17 protein-coding genes are annotated in these 18654 nt (G+C 63.5%); 10 read left to right on the top strand and 7 right to left on the bottom strand.

All coding sequences use genetic code 11. The features are described from left to right. The first annotated feature begins 123 nt into the window (after positions 1-123). Together hisD and hisC are read left to right on the top strand one after the other, a co-directional pair. Entirely contained in the window at positions 124-1446 is a 1323-nt protein-coding gene (gene hisD, locus ACMGT0_RS26830; RefSeq protein WP_054058977.1) for a histidinol dehydrogenase, read from the top strand. Between the two features lie 12 nt (positions 1447-1458). Next, on the top strand, positions 1459-2511 hold the full coding sequence (gene hisC, locus ACMGT0_RS26825; protein ID WP_054061741.1) for a histidinol-phosphate transaminase: 1053 nt from the start codon (positions 1459-1461) through the stop codon (positions 2509-2511). Positions 2512-2683: 172 nt separating this feature from the next. Here hisC and algW read toward each other — a convergent pair whose 3' ends face one another. Continuing rightward, a complete protein-coding gene (gene algW, locus ACMGT0_RS26820; protein WP_054058979.1) occupies positions 2684-3841 on the bottom strand; it encodes a Do family serine endopeptidase AlgW in 1158 nt (385 codons plus the stop codon). Positions 3842-3942: 101 nt separating this feature from the next. Here algW and ACMGT0_RS26815 point away from each other — a divergent pair, with 101 nt between their 5' ends. The 3 genes from ACMGT0_RS26815 to cysN all read left to right on the top strand — a co-directional run bounded on the left by ACMGT0_RS26815 (position 3943) and on the right by cysN (position 7698). Further along, entirely contained in the window at positions 3943-4701 is a 759-nt protein-coding gene (locus ACMGT0_RS26815) for a Nif3-like dinuclear metal center hexameric protein (protein ID WP_054058980.1), read from the top strand. A 167-nt stretch (positions 4702-4868) separates the two neighbouring features. Beyond that, a complete protein-coding gene (gene cysD, locus ACMGT0_RS26810; RefSeq protein ID WP_017904285.1) occupies positions 4869-5786 on the top strand; it encodes a sulfate adenylyltransferase subunit CysD in 918 nt (305 codons plus the stop codon). 13 nt (positions 5787-5799) lie between these two features. Next, a complete protein-coding gene (cysN, locus tag ACMGT0_RS26805; protein ID WP_054058981.1) occupies positions 5800-7698 on the top strand; it encodes a sulfate adenylyltransferase subunit CysN in 1899 nt (632 codons plus the stop codon). A gap of 260 nt (positions 7699-7958) precedes the next feature. On the opposite strand, the gene ACMGT0_RS26800 is transcribed toward cysN, so the two are convergent. The 4 genes from ACMGT0_RS26800 to ACMGT0_RS26785 all read right to left on the bottom strand — a co-directional run bounded on the left by ACMGT0_RS26800 (position 7959) and on the right by ACMGT0_RS26785 (position 12152). Continuing rightward, complete coding sequence (locus ACMGT0_RS26800; RefSeq protein ID WP_416770498.1) at positions 7959-8417, bottom strand: REP-associated tyrosine transposase; 459 nt, start codon at positions 8415-8417, stop codon at positions 7959-7961. A gap of 233 nt (positions 8418-8650) precedes the next feature. Next, complete coding sequence (locus ACMGT0_RS26795) at positions 8651-9556, bottom strand: acyltransferase (protein ID WP_416770497.1); 906 nt, start codon at positions 9554-9556, stop codon at positions 8651-8653. A gap of 101 nt (positions 9557-9657) precedes the next feature. Further along, positions 9658-11757, bottom strand: coding sequence for a phosphate acetyltransferase (gene pta, locus ACMGT0_RS26790; protein WP_416770496.1), 2100 nt, complete (start codon positions 11755-11757; stop codon positions 9658-9660). A gap of 56 nt (positions 11758-11813) precedes the next feature. After that, a complete protein-coding gene (locus tag ACMGT0_RS26785) occupies positions 11814-12152 on the bottom strand; it encodes a DUF3565 domain-containing protein (protein WP_081005897.1) in 339 nt (112 codons plus the stop codon). Between ACMGT0_RS26785 and ACMGT0_RS26780 the strand changes: the two genes are divergently transcribed. From ACMGT0_RS26780 to ACMGT0_RS26770, 3 genes are all read left to right on the top strand, one after another. Beyond that, positions 12121-12606, top strand: coding sequence for an FKBP-type peptidyl-prolyl cis-trans isomerase (locus ACMGT0_RS26780; protein ID WP_054057319.1), 486 nt, complete (start codon positions 12121-12123; stop codon positions 12604-12606). The two genes, ACMGT0_RS26785 and ACMGT0_RS26780, sit on opposite strands and share 32 nt — an antisense overlap. Positions 12607-12742: 136 nt before the next feature. Then, on the top strand, positions 12743-13225 hold the full coding sequence (locus tag ACMGT0_RS26775; RefSeq protein ID WP_054057318.1) for a glutathione peroxidase: 483 nt from the start codon (positions 12743-12745) through the stop codon (positions 13223-13225). 254 nt (positions 13226-13479) lie between these two features. Further along, positions 13480-14583 carry an NADH:flavin oxidoreductase gene (locus ACMGT0_RS26770; protein WP_416770494.1) on the top strand — a complete coding sequence of 368 codons (1104 nt, stop codon included), beginning with the start codon at positions 13480-13482 and terminating at the stop codon, positions 14581-14583. 3 nt (positions 14584-14586) lie between these two features. On the opposite strand, the gene ACMGT0_RS26765 is transcribed toward ACMGT0_RS26770, so the two are convergent. Continuing rightward, positions 14587-15765 carry a glycosyltransferase family 4 protein gene (locus tag ACMGT0_RS26765; RefSeq protein ID WP_416770492.1) on the bottom strand — a complete coding sequence of 393 codons (1179 nt, stop codon included), beginning with the start codon at positions 15763-15765 and terminating at the stop codon, positions 14587-14589. 147 nt (positions 15766-15912) lie between these two features. On the opposite strand from ACMGT0_RS26765, the gene ACMGT0_RS26760 reads away from it, so the two are divergent. Then, the gene (locus ACMGT0_RS26760) at positions 15913-16491 is read left to right on the top strand and encodes a hypothetical protein (protein WP_054061733.1); all 579 of its coding nucleotides are present in this window, start codon (positions 15913-15915) and stop codon (positions 16489-16491) included. Positions 16492-16541: 50 nt separating this feature from the next. Here ACMGT0_RS26760 and cysZ read toward each other — a convergent pair whose 3' ends face one another. Continuing rightward, positions 16542-17297 carry a sulfate transporter CysZ gene (gene cysZ, locus ACMGT0_RS26755; protein WP_054057314.1) on the bottom strand — a complete coding sequence of 252 codons (756 nt, stop codon included), beginning with the start codon at positions 17295-17297 and terminating at the stop codon, positions 16542-16544. A gap of 302 nt (positions 17298-17599) precedes the next feature. Here cysZ and trxB point away from each other — a divergent pair, with 302 nt between their 5' ends. Further along, positions 17600-18562, top strand: a complete 963-nt coding sequence (gene trxB / locus ACMGT0_RS26750; RefSeq protein WP_054057313.1) for a thioredoxin-disulfide reductase — start codon at positions 17600-17602, stop codon at positions 18560-18562. Positions 18563-18654 lie beyond the last annotated feature (92 nt).

Here is an 18654-nt window from a genome sequence, read left to right as displayed (position 1 = left end):
TCTCAGGTGCCCACGCGGATGGCTTGGTAGTCTGGGGCGCGTGATCGCTATTGAGCGTCAGCGCCCACCGGGCGCCTGAGACTTGCTGTTCCCAAGCATTCGCCAATTATTGAGGCCCTCGCTATGACTACGTCCACCGCCATTCGCCGACTCAACGCTGCCGATCCCGATTTCGCCCATCATCTGGATCATCTGCTGAGCTGGGAAAGCGTGTCCGATGACTCGGTCAACCAGCGGGTGCTGGATATCATCAAGGCGGTGCGCGAGCGCGGCGATGCCGCCGTGGTCGAGTTCACCCAGCGCTTCGATGGCCTGGAGGCGGCCTCGATGGCCGACCTGATCCTGCCGCGCGAGCGCCTGGAACTGGCCCTGACCCGCATCACCCAGGCCCAGCGCGAAGCCCTGGAAAAGGCCGCCGCCCGTGTGCGCAGCTATCACGAACGGCAGAAACAGGACTCCTGGAGCTACACCGAGGCCGATGGCACGGTGCTGGGCCAGAAGGTCACGCCGCTGGATCGCGCCGGCCTGTACGTGCCCGGCGGCAAGGCATCCTACCCATCCTCGGTGTTGATGAACGCGATTCCGGCCAAGGTCGCCGGCGTCGGTGAGGTGGTGATGGTGGTGCCGACCCCGCGTGGCGAGGTCAACGAACTGGTCCTGGCGGCGGCCTGCGTCGCCGGTGTCGACCGGGTGTTCACCATCGGTGGCGCCCAGGCGGTCGCGGCGCTGGCCTACGGTACCGAGAGCGTGCCGCAGGTCGACAAGGTGGTTGGCCCCGGCAACATCTATGTGGCCACCGCCAAGCGCCATGTCTTCGGCCAGGTCGGCATCGACATGATCGCCGGTCCTTCGGAGATCCTGGTGGTCTGTGACGGCCAGACCGATCCGGACTGGATCGCCATGGACCTGTTCTCCCAGGCCGAGCACGATGAAGATGCCCAAGCCATTCTGGTCAGCCCCGATGCGGCGTTCCTCGACCGTGTCGCGGCGAGCATTGACAAGCTGCTGCCGACCATGGACCGTGCACCGATCATCGAGACCTCGATCAATGGTCGCGGCGCGTTGATCCAGGTACGCGACATGCAACAGGCGATCGAGGTCGCCAACCGTATCGCGCCGGAACACCTGGAGCTGTCGGTTGCCGACCCGCAGGCCTGGCTGCCGCAGATCCGCCACGCCGGCGCGATCTTCATGGGCCGTCATACCTCAGAGGCCCTGGGGGACTACTGCGCCGGTCCCAACCACGTGCTGCCGACCTCCGGCACCGCGCGCTTCTCGTCGCCGCTGGGGGTCTACGACTTCCAGAAACGTTCGTCGATCATCTTCTGTTCCGAACAGGGTGCGTCCGAATTGGGCAAGACCGCTTCAGTACTAGCCCGCGGCGAGTCGTTGAGCGCCCATGCCCGCAGCGCGGAATACCGGATCGTCGCCGAAGACCAGGAATAAGGGGAAACAAGCATGAGCAAGTTCTGGAGCAAATTCGTCAAGGACCTGGTGCCCTACGTGCCGGGTGAGCAGCCCAAGCTGACCAAGCTGGTCAAGCTCAATACCAACGAAAACCCCTACGGCCCGTCGCCCAAGGCCCTGGCGGCGATGCAGGCCGAGGTCAACGACAACCTGCGCCTGTATCCCGACCCCAACGGCGACCGACTCAAGCAGGCCGTGGCCGAGTACTACGGCGTGCAGACCAGCCAGGTGTTCCTCGGCAACGGTTCCGACGAAGTCCTGGCCCATATCTTCCACGGCCTGTTCCAGCAGGATCGGCCGCTGCTGTTCCCGGATATCAGCTACAGCTTCTATCCGGTCTACTGCGGCCTGTACGGGATCGACTTCGAGGCGCTGGCGCTGGACGAGCAGTTCCAGATCCGCGTGGCCGACTATGCCCGGCCCAACGGCGGGATCATCTTCCCCAACCCGAACGCGCCAACCGGCTGCCTGCTGGCGCTGGACGCGGTGGAGCAGATTCTCCAGAGCAGCCCGGATTCGGTGGTGGTGGTCGATGAGGCCTACATCGACTTCGGTGGCGAGACGGCCATCCGCCTGATCGATCGTTATCCGAACCTGCTGGTGACCCAGACCCTGTCCAAGTCGCGCTCCCTGGCGGGGCTGCGGGTCGGCCTGGCGGTCGGGCATCCGGACCTGATCGAGGCGCTGGAGCGGGTCAAGAACAGCTTCAACTCCTATCCGCTCGATCGCATGGCGATTGCCGGCGCGGCGGCGGCGTTCGAGGACCGGGCGTATTTCGAGCAGACCTGTCGCCAGGTCATCGAAAGCCGTGAGCGGCTGGTGGCGCAACTGCAGGCCAAGGGGTTCGAGGTGCTACCGTCGGCGGCGAACTTCATCTTCGCCCGGCACCCGCAGCACGACGCCGCGGCACTGGCAGCGAAGGTACGGGAACAGGGGGTGATCGTGCGTCACTTCAAGCAGGAGCGTATCGCTCAGTTCCTGCGGATCACCATCGGTACACCGGAGCAGAACCAGGCGCTGATCGAGGCTCTGGGCGAGCTTTGATCGCCTGATCCTTTGTAGCCGTATAGAGGGAGCGGCGGCATGATTTATGGGGGCGTCGGATTTATCCGCGAAAGGGTCCTTGAGGAACGCTAAAAGGCTTCGCGGATAAATCCGGCTCCCACAGAATGGACTGCCATGGAACGCCGCTCCCTCAGGTGGCAGGCGTCTTTGCCTATTCCTCTTCTTGTGGCGCCGTCTGCTGTGGCGGACGCAAGCCGATCTCTGCCGTCAGCTTGAGCTCCTTGCCATTGCGCAGCACCTGGATCGCCACCTTGTCGGTCGGTTTGATCCGCGCTACCTGGTTCATCGACTTGCGCCCGTCATTGGCCGGTTCGCCGTCGATACTGAGGATCACGTCACCCAGCTGCAGGCCGGCCCGCTGCGCCGGCCCGTCACGGAAAATACCCGCCACGACGATGCCCGGACGTCCACTGAGGCCGAACGACTCCGCCAGTTCCTGGGTCAGCGGCTGCACTTCGATACCCAGCCAGCCACGGATCACCTGGCCGTGCTCGATGATCGCCTTCATCACCTCGACCGCCAGATTGATCGGGATCGCGAAGCCGATGCCCTGGGAGCCGCCGGATTTAGAGAAGATCGCCGTGTTGATTCCGGTCAGGTTGCCATTGGCATCGATCAGCGCGCCGCCGGAGTTGCCGGGGTTGATCGCCGCGTCGGTCTGTATGAAGTCTTCGTAGTTGTTCAGGCCCAGCTGGTTGCGCCCGGTGGCGCTGATGATGCCCATGGTGGTGGTCTGGCCGACACCGAAGGGGTTGCCGATGGCCAGCGCGATGTCGCCGATGCGGATCTTGTCCGAGCTGCCGATGGTGATCGATGGCAGGTCCGGCAGGTCGATCTTGAGTACCGCCAGGTCGGTTTCCGGATCGCTGCCGATCACCCGTGCCAGGGTCTCGCGACCGTCCTTGAGCGCCACGACGATCTGGTCGGCGCCGGCGGTCACGTGGTTGTTGGTCAGCAGGTAACCGCTCTTGCTCATGATCACCGCCGAACCCAGGCTGGACTCCATGCGCTTCTGCTTGGGCAGGTTGTCGCCGAAGAAACGCCGGAACTGCGGGTCTTCGAACAGCGGATGGCTGTTCTTGTTGACCATCTTGGTGGTGTACAGGTTGGCCACCGCCGGCGCAGCAAGGTTCACCGCATCGGCATAGGACACCGGACCCTGCTGGATGGTCGCGGTCTGCGGGGCCTGTTGCAGGTTCACATCCAGGTCAGGCAGGCCGACCCACTGGGGGTAACGCTGGATAATCAGCAAAGCGGCCAGCACGCCGACCACCAGCGGCCAGCCGAAAAAACGCAGAGCCTTGAGCATTGAACACGTCCTGGGAGGTTGCAGGCCATCCGGGACGGCCCATAATGTCGCGCATTATACGAGGCTGCGAGCGCCTCTGGATGGGATATTGAGGAGTTTTTATGGCCGTTGCCCTGAGTACCCTGGTCGAGGAGGCGAACCGCTTTCTCGGTATTTCGCGAATCGCCGATTACTGCCCCAACGGCCTGCAGGTGGAGGGTCGGCCGCAGGTCTGTCGGATCGTCAGCGGCGTCACCGCCAGCCAGGCGCTGCTCGATGCGGCGGTGGAGGCCGAGGCCGATCTGGTGCTGGTGCATCATGGCTACTTCTGGAAGGGCGAGGACCCTTGTGTCGTGGGGATGAAGCAGCGCCGGCTGAAAACCCTGCTCAAGCACGATACCAGTCTGCTGGCCTACCACCTGCCGCTGGATCTGCACCCGGAAGTCGGCAACAACGTGCAGCTTGCCCGCCAGCTGGATATCACCGTCGAGGGTCCGCTGGACCCAGAGAATCCCAAAGTGGTCGGCCTGGTCGGCTCCCTCGGCGAGCCGATGACCCCGCGCGACTTCGCCCACAAGGTCCAGGGCGTGCTGGGGCGTGAGCCGCTGCTGATCGAGGGCAACGAGATGATCCGCCGGGTCGGCTGGTGCACCGGTGGTGGCCAGGGCTATATCGACCAGGCGGTGCTGGCCGGGGTCGACCTGTACCTGAGCGGCGAGGCGTCCGAGCAGACCTTCCACAGCGCCCGGGAGAACGGCATCAGCTTCATCGCCGCCGGCCATCATGCGACCGAGCGTTATGGCGTCCAGGCCCTGGGCGATTACCTGGCACGGCGCTTCGCCCTGGAACACCTGTTCATCGACTGCCCGAACCCGATATGAGCCCGCCGGGCGGGCCTGCGGAAAAGGGACGGCAGCCAAACGAGGCGATATATTCTTATATCGTTTCGATCTATCCGGCCTAATCAATAGAATAGGTCGCTGTGCTAGCATGCCTGGCTCGAACACGGCCCGCAGGCCGTCCACAAGAACGCTTTTCGTGAGTAGCCATGGTCGACAAACTGACGCATCTGAAACAGCTGGAGGCGGAAAGCATCCACATCATCCGCGAGGTGGCCGCCGAGTTCGACAACCCGGTGATGCTGTACTCCATCGGCAAAGATTCCGCCGTAATGCTGCACCTGGCCCGCAAGGCGTTTTTCCCCGGCAAGTTGCCGTTTCCGGTGATGCATGTCGACACCCAGTGGAAATTCCAGGAGATGTACAAGTTCCGTGATCGCATGGTCGCGGAAATGGGCCTGGACCTGATCACCCACGTCAACCCGGAAGGGGTGGCGCAGGGCATCAACCCGTTTACCCACGGCAGCTCCAAGCACACCGACATCATGAAGACCCAGGGCCTCAAGCAGGCGCTGGACAAGCATGGCTTCGACGCGGCCTTCGGCGGCGCCCGTCGTGACGAAGAGAAGTCCCGCGCCAAGGAGCGCGTGTATTCCTTCCGCGACAGCAAGCACCGCTGGGATCCGAAGAACCAGCGTCCGGAGCTGTGGAACGTCTACAACGGCAAGGTCAACAAGGGCGAGTCGATCCGTGTCTTCCCGTTGTCGAACTGGACCGAGCTGGACATCTGGCAATACATCTACCTCGAAGGCATCCCGATCGTGCCGCTGTACTTCGCCGCCGAGCGTGAAGTCATCGAGAAGAACGGCACCCTGATCATGATCGACGACGAGCGTATCCTCGAGCACCTCAGCGACGAGGAAAAGGCCCGTATCGTCAAGAAGAAGGTGCGTTTCCGTACCCTTGGCTGCTACCCGTTGACGGGCGCGGTGGAGTCCGAGGCCGAAACCCTCACGGACATCATTCAGGAAATGCTCCTGACGCGTACTTCCGAGCGCCAGGGCCGGGTCATCGACCACGATGGCGCCGGTTCCATGGAAGACAAGAAACGTCAGGGCTATTTCTAATTAGGGTCTAAGCATGTCGCACCAATCCGATCTGATCAGCGAGGACATCCTCGCCTACCTGGGCCAGCACGAACGTAAAGAACTGCTGCGCTTCCTGACCTGCGGCAATGTCGATGACGGCAAGAGCACCCTGATCGGGCGCCTGCTGCACGACTCCAAGATGATCTACGAAGACCATCTGGAAGCCATCACCCGCGATTCGAAGAAAGTCGGCACCACCGGTGAGGACGTCGACCTGGCGCTGCTGGTCGACGGCCTGCAGGCCGAGCGCGAACAGGGCATCACCATCGATGTGGCCTACCGCTATTTCTCCACCGCCAAGCGCAAGTTCATCATCGCCGACACCCCCGGCCATGAGCAGTACACCCGCAACATGGCCACCGGTGCCTCCACCTGTGACCTGGCGATCATCCTGGTCGATGCCCGCTACGGCGTGCAGACCCAGACCCGTCGCCACAGCTTCATCGCCTCCCTGCTGGGCATCAAGCACATCGTCGTCGCCATCAACAAGATGGACCTCAAGGACTTCGACCAGGGCGTGTTCGAGTCGATCAAGGCCGACTACCTGAAGTTCGCCGAAGGCCTGAAGATGAAGCCGTCGAGCATGCACTTCGTGCCGATGTCGGCGCTCAAGGGCGACAACGTGGTGAACCGCAGCGAGCGTTCGCCGTGGTACACCGGCCAGTCGCTGATGGAAATCCTCGAGACCGTGGAAGTGGCGGGCGACCGCAACCTCACCGACCTGCGTTTCCCGGTGCAGTACGTCAACCGGCCGAACCTGAACTTCCGTGGTTTCGCCGGCACCCTGGCCAGCGGCATCGTGAAGAAGGGCGACGAGGTCGTGGTCCTGCCGTCGGGCAAGAGCAGCCGCGTGAAGTCCATCGTCACCTACGAGGGCGAACTGGAGCATGCGGGTCCCGGCCAGGCCATCACCCTGACCATGGAAGACGAGATCGACATCTCCCGTGGCGACCTGCTGGTGCATGCCGACAACGTGCCGCCAGTGACCGACAGCTTCGAGGCCATGCTGGTCTGGATGGCCGAGGAGCCGATGCTGCCGGGCAAGAAATACGACATCAAGCGCGCCACCAGCTACGTGCCGGGCTCGATTGCCAGCATCGTCCACCGGGTCGATGTGAACACCCTGGAAGAAGGCTCGGCCAGTGCCCTGCAACTGAACGAGATCGGCAAGGTCAAGATCGCCCTGGATGCACCGATCGCTCTGGATGGTTACGACAGCAACCGCACCACCGGGGCGTTCATCGTCATCGACCGCCTGACCAACGGCACCGTCGGCGCCGGCATGATCGTCGCCCAGCCGCTGGCCCATGGCAGTGCCACCCACCATGGCAAGCTGGCCCATGTCGCGACCGAAGAGCGTGCCCAGCGTTTCGGCCAGCAACCGGCGACCGTGCTGTTCACCGGCCTTTCCGGCGCGGGCAAGAGCACCCTGGCCTATGCCGTGGAGCGCAAGCTGTTCGACATGGGCCGTGCGGTGTTCGTCCTGGATGGCCAGAACCTGCGCCACGACCTGAACAAGGGACTGCCGCAGGACCGTGCCGGCCGTACCGAAAATTGGCGCCGTGCCGCCCACGTGGCGCGCCAGTTCAACGAAGCCGGCCTGCTGACCCTGGCCGCCTTCGTCGCGCCGGATGCCGAAGGCCGTGAACAGGCCAAGGCTCTGATCGGCGGCGAGCGCCTGGTCACCGTCTACGTCCAGGCTTCGCCGCTGGTCTGCCGCGAGCGTGATCCACAAGGCCTGTACGCGGCCGGTGGCGACAACATCCCCGGCGAGTCCTTCCCGTACGATGTGCCGCTCAATGCCGACCTGGTGATCGACACCCAGGCCCTGTCGCTGGAAGACAGCGTCAAGCAGGTGCTGGATCTGCTGCGTCAGCGCGGCGCGATCTAAGCCTCGCCGGCAACTGAAAAGCCCGCGACCGAGCGATTGGTCGCGGGCTTTTTCATGGGCCTTCAGATCGCTTTCGCGGGCAAGCCACGCTCCTACAGTGCTTCGTCGTTCACAGGACGGGTGCATGGCACAACCCTGTATGGTCGTTCACAGGGCGGGTGCACGGCACAACCCTGTATGGTCGTTCACAGGACGGGGCACGACACAATCCTGTAGCAGCCGGGCTTGCCCGCGAATGCGTCCTCAAATCCACTACAAGATTAAAGCCAGACGGCATCCCAAAGCGGATAATCCCCAATCCGCTCCACCAACCCCGCCCGCAACGGATTAGCCACGATATAGCGTGCCGCCGCTCGCAAATCTTCCTCCCGACGCAACGCCCGGTCATGAAAACCTTTCTGCCAGAGCGCTCCGGCTCTCTGCATTCGCCGGTTTACCGCCAACGCCGTGCGGGATTTGGTCTTGCCCATCAGCTCACCGAGACTGGCCTTCTGCAGTTCGACCAGCCAGTGAAAATGGTCCGGCATCACCACCCAGGCCAGGGAAAGGGACGCGTGTTCTTCCTGCGCGGTCCTGAAGCTCCGTACCAGCAGGCGGCCCAGGTGGAACTTGCTGAACAGAGGTTCGCGGTCGGACAGTACGGCAGTCAGCAGGTAGATCCGACCGGGTTCGGAATAGCGGCCGGTGCGCAGGTTCTTGGCTTTGTAGCGGTGCGTCATCCTCGCGGCTTCCGAGATATTGAGAAGATCTCAAGCTACAGCAGCGGGGACTGGGGATTGGAGGTGCGCAAGGGAACGGGAGGTGTCGGAGAGTTCTGAGGCGTTTTGGGGGATCTTGCGGGCCCATTCGCGGGCAAGTCCGGCTCCTACAGGGTTGTGCCGTACATCTGTTCGATAAACGGCGCGCCCGTGTAGGAGCGTGGCTTGCCCGCGAAGATGATCTCCCAGATACCTCAGGCCTTGGCGGGGTACTCACTGTGCAGGCGCGCGAGCAAGGCATCCTTGTCCGCCCACAGCTGGTTGATCCAGGCCTGGAACGCCTGGCGGTACTCGGCATCCTGTTCGTAGTTGCGGCCGATGAATGCCGCCGGGATCTGTAGTTCCTCGAAATGCACCACCACCTCACGCACCTTGCCGCACAGCAGGTCCCAGAACCCCGGCCGTCCCGCCGGATAGTGAATGGTCACATTGACGACGGACTCCAGCTGCTCACCCATCGCGTCCAGCACGAAGGCAATACCGCCGGCCTTGGGCCTGAGCAGGTAGCGGAATGGCGATTGCTGTTGCGCATGCTTGCCGGCAGTGAAGCGCGTGCCTTCGGCGAAGTTGAAGATACCCACAGGGTTGTTGCGAAATTTCGCGCAGGTCTTGCGGGTGGTTTCCAGGTCCTTGCCCTTCTTTTCCGGATGCTTTTCCAGGTAGGCCTTCGAGTAGCGCTTCATGAAGGGAAAGCCCAGGGCCCACCAGGCCAGGCCGATCACCGGGACCCAGATCAGCTCCTGCTTGAGGAAGAACTTCAGCGGGCGGATCCGCCGGTTGAGCACGTACTGCAACACCAGGATGTCGACCCAGCTCTGGTGATTGCTGGTGACCAGGTAGGAGTGCTGGTAGTCCAGCCCGTCCAGACCGCTGAGGTGCCAGCGGGTCCTGCTGACCAGTTGCATCCAGGCCTTGTTGTTGCTGATCCAGGCCTCATGGGTGTGGTTCATCAGCCAGTGGCTCAAGCGCTGGGTCAGGGCAAAGGGCAGGGCCTTGAACAGTGCCACGCCGAACAGGAACGAGCACAGCAGCAGGGTGTTGAGGGCCAGCAGCAGCGAGGCGAGCAGGCCGCGCAGGGGCGCCGGGAGGAAGTCGAGCATGGTGTCTTTCTCAGGGATACGTTCTTGTTTGAGCGAGCGGCCGCAGCCCTCACGCCTTATGGCATGAGGGTAGCGGACGTCGATGCGATCGTGCAGCCGGTTCAGATATCCACAGGTCGGTTGGCGGCCTGAATGGCCGTCAGGGCGATGGTGTAGACGATGTCATCGACCTGGGCGCCGCGCGGCAGGTCGTTGACCGGCTTGCGCAGGCCTTGCAGCATCGGCCCCAGGCTGACGCAGTCGGCACTGCGTTGCACGGCCTTGTGGGTGGTGTTGCCGGTGTTCAGGTCGGGGAACACGAACACCGTGGCGCGGCCGGCGACCTGACTGTTGGGCGCCAGTTGCCGGGCGACGTTTTCGTTGGCGGCGGCGTCATATTGCAGCGGGCCGTCGATCAGCAGGTCGCGCTGGGCTTCGTGGGCCAGCAGCGTGGCCTCGCGGACCTTCTCCACTTCCTCGCCGCTGGCCGATTCGCCACTGGAATAGCTGATCATCGCCACCCGCGGGGCGATGCCGAACGCCTGGGCCGAGTCGGCGCTCTGCAGGGCGATTTCCGCAAGCTCCGTGGCGGAGGGGTGCGGGTTCATCACGCAGTCGCCGTAGACCAGCACCTGCTCGGGGAACAGCATGAAGAACACCGACGACACCAGGCTGCAGCCCGGCGCGGTCTTGATCAGTTGCAGGGCCGGGCGGATGGTGTTGGCGGTGGAGTGGATCACCCCGGAAACCAGGCCATCGACCTCGTCCAGCGCCAGCATCATGGTGCCGATCACCACCGGGTCTTCCAGTTGCTGCTCGGCCATCGGCGTGTTGAGGCTCTTGTTCTTGCGCAGGGCCACCATCGGCTCGGCATAACGTCCGCGAATCTCGTCCGGGTCGAGAATCTCCAGCCCCGGCGGCAGCTCGAAACCGTGGGCCTTGGCCACCGCCTCGACATCCGCCGGCCTGGCCAGCAGCACGCAACGGGCGATGCCCCGCGCCTGGCAGATCGCCGCGGCCTGGACGGTCAGCGGCTCGCTGCCTTCGGGCAGGACGATGCGCTTGTTGGCCTGCTGGGCGCGCTGGATCAGTTGATAGCGGAACACCGCCGGCGTCAGGCGCATTTCCCGCGGGGTGCCGCAGCGCTGGTGCAGCCACTGGGCATCGAGGTGGCTGGCGACGAAATCGGTGATGATTTCCGCCCGCTCGCGGTCATCGACCGGGATTTCCTTGTTCAGGCTGTTGAGCTGGTTGGCGGTGTCGTAGGAGCCGGTGCTCACCGACAGCACCGGCAGGCCGGCCTGCAGGGCGCCGCGGCAGAGTTCCATCAGCCGCGGGTCGGGCTTGGTGTCGCTGGTCAGCAGCAGGCCGGCCAGCGGCACGCCGTTGAGTGCCGCCAGGCTGACGGCGAGGATGATGTCGTCGCGGTCGCCGGGGGTCACCACCAGCACGCCCGGCTTGAGCAGTTGCAGGGTGTTGAGGACGGTACGGGCACAGAGGATGATCTTCGACATGCGCCGGGTTTCGTAGTCGCCGGCATTGAGCACCTGGGCGCCCAGCAGTTCGGCGACGTCGCGGGTCCGCGGTGCGTTGAGTTCCGGCTGGTACGGAATGCAGCCGAGCAGGCGGAAGTCGCCGCTGCGCAACAGCGGCGAGTGTTCCTTGAGACGGGCGGCAAAGGCTTCCATGCTCTCGTCGGTGCGCACCTTGTTGAGGATCACGCCGAGAACCTTGGGGTCCTTCGGGCCGCCAAACAGTTGCGCCTGCAACTCGACCCGGCCGGACAGTTCGGTCAGCACTTCGTTTTCCGGTGCCGAGACCAGGATCACCTCGGCGTCCAGGCTTTTCGCCAGGTGCAGGTTGACCCGCGCGGCATAGCTGGCGCTGCGGGTCGGGACCATGCCCTCGACCACCAGCACGTCCTTGCCGATTGCGGCCTGCTGGTAGAGGGTGATGATTTCTTCCAGCAGTTCGTCGAGCTGGCCGTCACCGAGCATCCGCTCGACATGGGCCAGGCCCAGTGGCTGGGGGGGCTTGAGCCCATGGGTACGGGCCACCAGTTCGGTCGAGCGTTCCGGCCCGGTATCACCCGGATGCGGCTGGGCGATGGGCTTGAAGAAGCCGACCTTCAGGCCGGCGCGTTCCAGCGTGCGGACCAGCCCGAGGCTGATCGAGGTCAGGCCCACGCCGAAATCGGTGGGCGCGATAAAGAAAGTTTGCATGCGTAGTCTCTTGTGGAGCGCAACTGCGGGGACCGATGGTTGATCCCCTGCGATGTTCAGACGCCAAGGTTAGCGCTAACCGAGCCCTGTGCGCACCAACCACATTCAAAGGGCTGGCCGATTCGCGCCGAACGCTGCGTCGGGTCCTGCACCCAGGCACGCGACTGCCACGGCGGCTGGTGGCGCAGGTGCTGGGTGTGGCCGCAGGACAGTTCGGCGACCCAGTGGCCGTCCTCGTCCTGATGGAAACCGAGGATGAAAGATGGGGTTGGTTCAACCCGTCCGTCCGGGTTCCGTTCGCTTTCGGACGAATCCTTGTTTAGACTTGTCCGTTCTTCATTCTTCTGCAAAAGGTCTCGCCCCATGCTGATCGCCGCCAATAAGGCTGTGTCCATCGACTATACCCTGACCAACGACGCTGGTGAGGTCATCGACAGCTCTGCCGGCGGCGCGCCGCTGGTGTACCTGCAAGGTGCAGGCAACATCATTCCAGGCCTGGAAAAGGCCCTGGAAGGCAAGGCCGTGGGTGACGAACTGAACGTCACCGTCGAGCCTGAAGATGCCTACGGCGAATACTCCGCTGAACTGGTCAGCACCCTGAGCCGCAGCATGTTCGAAGGCGTCGACGAGCTGGAAGTGGGCATGCAGTTCCACGCTTCCGCTCCGGATGGCCAGATGCAGATCGTCACCATCCGTGACCTGGACGGCGACGACGTCACCGTCGACGGCAACCACCCGCTGGCTGGCCAGCGCCTGAACTTCAAGGTCAAGGTCGTCAACATCCGTGACGCGAGCCAGGAAGAAGTCGCCCATGGTCACATCCATGGCGAAGGCGGCCATCACCACTGAGTTCTGCTGCTAAGCTCTGGTTGTAGGAAGGCGCCCACGGGCGCCTTTTTAGTCCGCCGCGGTTTCGTCGCTGGAAACCGGTCGTGGTGTCGGGCAACAATGTCGGGACGTAACAGGGGATTATCGGGAGTTCGCCATGAGTGCTTTTCACGACCTTACGCTGGTGGCGCTGGACGGCCAGGACCTGCCTCTCGCTCCCTTCAAGGGGCATGTCGTGCTGGTGGTCAATGTCGCCTCCAAATGTGGCCTGACGCCGCAGTACGCGGCACTGGAAAACCTCTACCAGCAGTACAAGGGCCAGGGATTCACGGTGCTGGGCGTGCCGTGCAACCAGTTCGCCGGCCAGGAGCCGGGTTCCGAAGACGAGATTCGCGAGTTCTGCAGCCTCAACTACGGGGTGACCTTTCCGTTGAGCCGCAAGCTGGAAGTCAACGGCCATGATCGTCATCAGCTCTATCGGCTGCTGGCGGGCGAGGGGGCCGAGTTTCCCGGTGACATCACCTGGAACTTCGAGAAGTTCCTGATGGGCAAGGACGGGCGCGTGCTGGCGCGTTTCTCGCCGCGTACGGCGCCGGATGATCCGGCGGTGATCCAGGCCATCGAGAAGGCGTTGGCCTGATACCGGTCCGTGACAGCCGGACTGCCTGGGTCGGACCAGTGGGAGCGGGCTTTGGCTTGACCGTGAAGCTTTTGGCGGCCTTGCGCTCCCCTTCGCGGGCAAGCCCGCTCCTGCAGGGTTCAGCGTTTTTCGGGTGCGGCCGGTTTCCTCACACTTTTCGAGCTTGATCACTCAGATCAATAGTGCTGGGCGTGGCGCTGACGGCGGAATATTATCCTGATCATAAATTCCCCTTCAGCCGTGGAGTGCCACCCATGTCGGTCCAAGCCTTGTTCAAACCTTTCCACCTTGGTGCCCTGGAACTGCCGACCCGGGTGGTGATGGCACCGATGACCCGTTCGTTTTCCCCAGGCGGCGTGCCCAATTCGAAAGTCATCGAGTACTACCGCAAGCGGGCGGCGGCGGGTGTCGGCCTGATCGTCACCGAGGGCACCACCGTCGGCCACCCGGCGGCCAACGGGTACCCGAACGTGCCGCATTTCTATGGCGAGGCGGCCCTGGCCGGCTGGAAGAAAGTGGTGGAGGCGGTACACGCCGAAGGCGGCAGGATCGTTCCGCAGCTCTGGCACGTGGGTAACGTGCGGCGCCTGGGTACCGAGCCGGATGCCAGCGTTCCCGGCTACGGCCCGAGCGAAAAACTCAAGGACGGCCAGGTGGTGGTCCACGGCATGACCCACCAGGACATTCAGGACGTGATCGCCGCGTTCGCCCAGGCGGCGAAGGATGCCAAGGCCATCGGCATGGACGGTGTCGAGATCCACGGCGCCCACGGCTACCTGATCGACCAGTTCTTCTGGGAAGGCAGCAACCAGCGCAGCGACGAATACGGCGGCAGCCTGGCCAACCGTTCGCGCTTGGCCATCGAGCTGATCCAGGCCGTACGCGCCGCCGTCGGCCCGGGCTTTCCGATCATCTTCCGCTTCTCCCAGTGGAAGCAGCAGGACTACACCGCGCGTCTGGTGCAGACACCGGAGGCGCTGGGTGAGTTCCTCAAGCCGTTGGCCGATGCCGGCGTGGATATCTTCCACTGCTCCACCCGACGTTTCTGGGAGCCGGAGTTCGAGGGTTCGACACTCAACCTGGCCGGCTGGACCCGCAAGCTGACCGGCAAGCCGACCATCACCGTGGGCAGCGTCGGCCTGGATGGCGAATTCCTGCAGTTCATGGTCAATACCGACAAGGTGGCCCAGCCGGCCAGCCTGGAAAAGCTGCTGGAGCGCCTGAACAACGATGAGTTCGACCTGGTGGCGGTGGGCCGTGCGTTGCTGGTCGATCCGGACTGGGCGGTGAAAGTGCGCGACGGGCGCGAGCAGGACATCCTGCCGTTCAGCCGCGAGGCCCTGGCCAGCCTGGTCTGAGGGCTATCGCGGAACCGGGGGCGCATGGGGCGTCCCCTGTTCCGCTTCGCAGGCGCCGCGCAACTGCATCTCGAACTGTTCGACGATCGCCCCCCAGCTCTGCCGGCTGGCATGCTGGCGCGCGTTCAGGCGCACGTTACGCAGGGTTTCCCCGCCTTCGAGCAGCCAGCAGGCGGCGTCACGAAAGGCCTCCTCATCGCCGGGCATCGCCAGCACGCCGTTGTAGCCATGGCGGATATGCTGGGCCGCCGCCGCCTGGTCATAGGCGACCACCGCCAAACCCGAGGCCAGCGCTTCGAGCACCACATTGCCGAAGGTTTCGGTCAGGCTGGGAAACACGAACAGGTCGCCGCTGGCATAGTGCGCCGCCAGGGTCTCGCCACGCTGGGTGCCGCAGAAAATCGCCCCGGGCAGTTCCTTCTCCAGCGTGGCGCGCAGTGGACCGTCGCCAACCACGATCAGCTTCAGCGTCCGTTGTGGATAAGTCGTCTGCAGGGCCTGGAAGGTACGGCCCAGCAGGCCGAGGTTCTTCTCGGTCGCCAGCCGTCCGACATACATCACGGCGATATCGTCCTGCGCCAACCCCCAACTTTCCCGCAGTGCATGCTGCCGCTTGGCCGGGTGGAACAGTTGGCTGTCGACGCCCCGCGACAGCAGTTCCAGGCGTTCGAAGTGCCGCCGCTCCAGTTCCAGGCGCTGGCTGACACTGGGCACCAGGGTCAGCTTGGAGCGGTTGTGGAACCAGCGCAGGTAATGGGTCAGCAAGCGCGTCAGCATCCCCAGGCCGTACTGGTGGGAGTATTGCTGGAAATTGGTGTGGAAACCGCTGACCACGGAGATTCCCAGGCGGCGTGCCGCGCGCAACGCGGAGAGGCCCAGGGGCCCTTCGGTGGCGATGTACAGCACGTCCGGGCGCTGGCGTTTCCAGCGGCGCAACAGCTTGTGCATCGACGACTGACCCCATTGCAGGCCCGGATAGCCCGGCAGTGGCCAGCCGCGACACAGCAACAGTTCGGTGTCACTGGGACGGGTCTGGTCGCAGCTCTGGCGCGGGCGCACCAGCTCGATCTGGTGACCCCGGGCGCGCAAACCCTCGCACAGGCGGCCAAGGGTATTGGCCACGCCGTTGATTTCGGGTGGGAAGGTTTCGGTGATCAGGGTGATATGCAGAGCTGTCGTCATGGTTGCAGTATTCACCCGGGCCCGTTGCGGGGTTGTGGCATTTGGGTGATGGATTTGTGACGGAGGCTCCAGACTGCCCTTCGCGTCCTCGATATCCGGGTCACTGGCTCGTTATCATCAGGCGTCCACCACGTTCAAGGAGATCCCGTGACCGACAATATCTATGCGCCGCCCCAGGCGGACCTGAATGCACCGCGCAGCGAGGCCATCGGCCGCTTCTACGTGGTTTCGAAAACCAAGTTCTTCCTGCTGTTCATCTTCAGCCTGGGGATTTACCAGATCTACTGGTCCTACAAGAACTGGAGCCAGTACAAGGCATCGACCCAACTGGATATCTGGCCGGCTGCCCGCGGGCTGTTCGCGATCTTTTTTGTCCACGCGCTGTATCGCCATGTCGAAAAGAGCATCCTGGCCAGCGGCCGCGGCTATCGCTGGGATGCCTCGCTCTGGGCGACCCTGTTCGTGGTCTTCGCGGTACTCGGCAACGTGCTGGAGATGCTGGTCAGGAAGAATATCGGCGGCTCGCTCCTGGTGGTGCTCAGCACCTTCTGGGTGTTTGCCCAGGTCTTCGTCACCTGGCAGGGCCAGCAGGCGATCAATTTTGCCAGCGGTGATGTCGAGGGTGACAGCAACGCCAGCTTCAGCCCGCTCAATTACCTGGTTATCGTGCTCGGCGGTATCGTCTGGGTGCTCGCCCTGATCGGCATCTTTGCACTCCCGAGCTGAAATGAGCACCGGGCCGATGACTGGCCCGGTGCCATGTGACTGGCCTGGCGTCAGCGTGCAACCGGCGCCAGTGCCTCATCCCCGCGTTCCCGTACCCAGAACAGCGTTGCCCCGGCAATCGCCGCCGGCATCATCAGCAGGTTGACCACCGGAATCAGCAGCGCCAGGTAGACGCTGCCACCGAAGCTCATGCTCTGCCAGCGCTTGCTGCGCAGCCAGGCGAGCATGTCCTGCCAGCTCATCTTGTGGTTGTCCGCCGGATAATCGATGTACTGGATCGCCATCATCCAGACCCCGAACAGCAGCCACAGCGGGGCGGCGACGATATTCACCACCGGGATGAACGACAGGATGAACAGCCCGATGGCCCGTGGCAGGAAATAGCCCAGCTTGCGCATTTCCCGGGCCAGGGTCCGTGGCACCATCGCCAGCAGTTCGCCCCAGCTGAAGGCTGGGAAGTTGTCATTGCCGCGCACCACCACCTCGACCTTTTCCGCAAGAAAACCGTTGAACGGCGAGGCGATGATGTTGGCCAGCATCGTGAAGGTGAAGAACACCATCAGGATCACCAGCACCACGAACAGCGGCCAGAGGATGTAGTTGAGAAAGCTCAGCCAGCCGGGCAGGGTCGGCATCAGGTGATCGACCCAGAGGCTGAACTCATGGCCGGCGAAATAGATCAGCCCGACGAACAGCACCAGGTTGACCAGCAGCGGCAGCAGGACAAACAGGCGCAGCCCCGGGCTCAGGACCAGTTTGAGGCCCTCGCGCAGGTAGTGTGGGCCGGACATCACGGGTGCGGGCATAACGGGCTCCGAAGCAGGTGAAAACGCGCCGACCTTACCGGCTTTGCACAGGCGGTGAAAGCGTCGACATTTAAGGTAACAAAGGGATCGGGCAGAACGTCCCTATGGATAGAGACCTGCTATGAGCTGGATTGTTATTGCGTATTTCCTTAATCTTTGCCCCCTCGTTACGCTGCACAACATTATTTTTCAGGACTGTGTGCTACAAGCCTTCCCCAAGCGCTTTCGCAGTCCTTTTTTATTCCAGCCGGTTCGCCGGCGTTCCGTCCCGGTGCCATACGGGCGGTCGACAGGAGTGAGTCATGTCTGAAGTACGTCATTCGCGAGTGATTATTCTCGGTTCCGGCCCTGCCGGTTACAGTGCTGCGGTCTATGCGGCTCGGGCCAACCTCAAGCCGCTGCTGATCACCGGCATGCAGGCCGGCGGCCAACTGACCACCACCACCGAAGTCGACAACTGGCCCGGTGACGTGCACGGCCTGACCGGCCCGGCGCTGATGGAGCGCATGCGCGAACACGCCGAGCGTTTCGAAACCGAAATCGTCTTCGACCACATCAACGCGGTGGACTTCGCCAAGAAGCCCTACACCCTGGTCGGCGATAGCGGCACCTTCACCTGCGACGCCCTGATCATCGCCACCGGCGCCAGCGCCCGCTACCTGGGCCTGCCTTCGGAAGAGGCCTTCATGGGCAAGGGCGTTTCGGCCTGCGCGACCTGCGACGGTTTCTTCTACCGCAACAAGCCGGTCGCCGTGGTCGGTGGTGGCAACACCGCCGTGGAAGAGGCGCTGTACCTGGCCAACATCGCCAGCACCGTGACCCTGATCCACCGTCGCGACACCTTCCGCGCCGAGAAGATCCTGATCGACAAGCTGCACGCCCGTGTCGCCGAAGGCAAGATCATCCTCAAGCTGAACGCCACCCTGGACGAAGTGCTTGGCGACAACATGGGCGTGACCGGTGCCCGCCTGAAGAACAACGATGGCAGCTTCGACGAGATCAAGGTCGACGGCGTGTTCATCGCGATCGGCCACACCCCGAACACTTCGCTGTTCGAAGGCCAGCTGGAACTGAAGGATGGCTACCTGGTGGTGCAGGGCGGCCGTGAAGGCAATGCGACCGCCACCAGCGTCGAGGGTATCTTCGCGGCGGGCGACGTGGCTGACCATGTCTACCGCCAGGCGATCACCTCGGCCGGCGCCGGCTGCATGGCGGCACTGGACACCGAGCGTTACCTGGACGGTCTGCAGAACGCATCGTTCTGAGTGAACCTGAAATGAAAAAACCGGCCCTTGGCCGGTTTTTTTGTATCTGTGCCAGGCAATGCTGTTCTGTGGCACTTGTTCGCGGATAAATC

The sequence above is a fragment of the Pseudomonas sp. RHF3.3-3 genome, from assembly GCF_048069595.1.
GTDB classification, from domain to species: domain Bacteria; phylum Pseudomonadota; class Gammaproteobacteria; order Pseudomonadales; family Pseudomonadaceae; genus Aquipseudomonas; species Aquipseudomonas fuscovaginae_B.
This window is presented reverse-complemented; position numbering and strand designations above follow the sequence as displayed.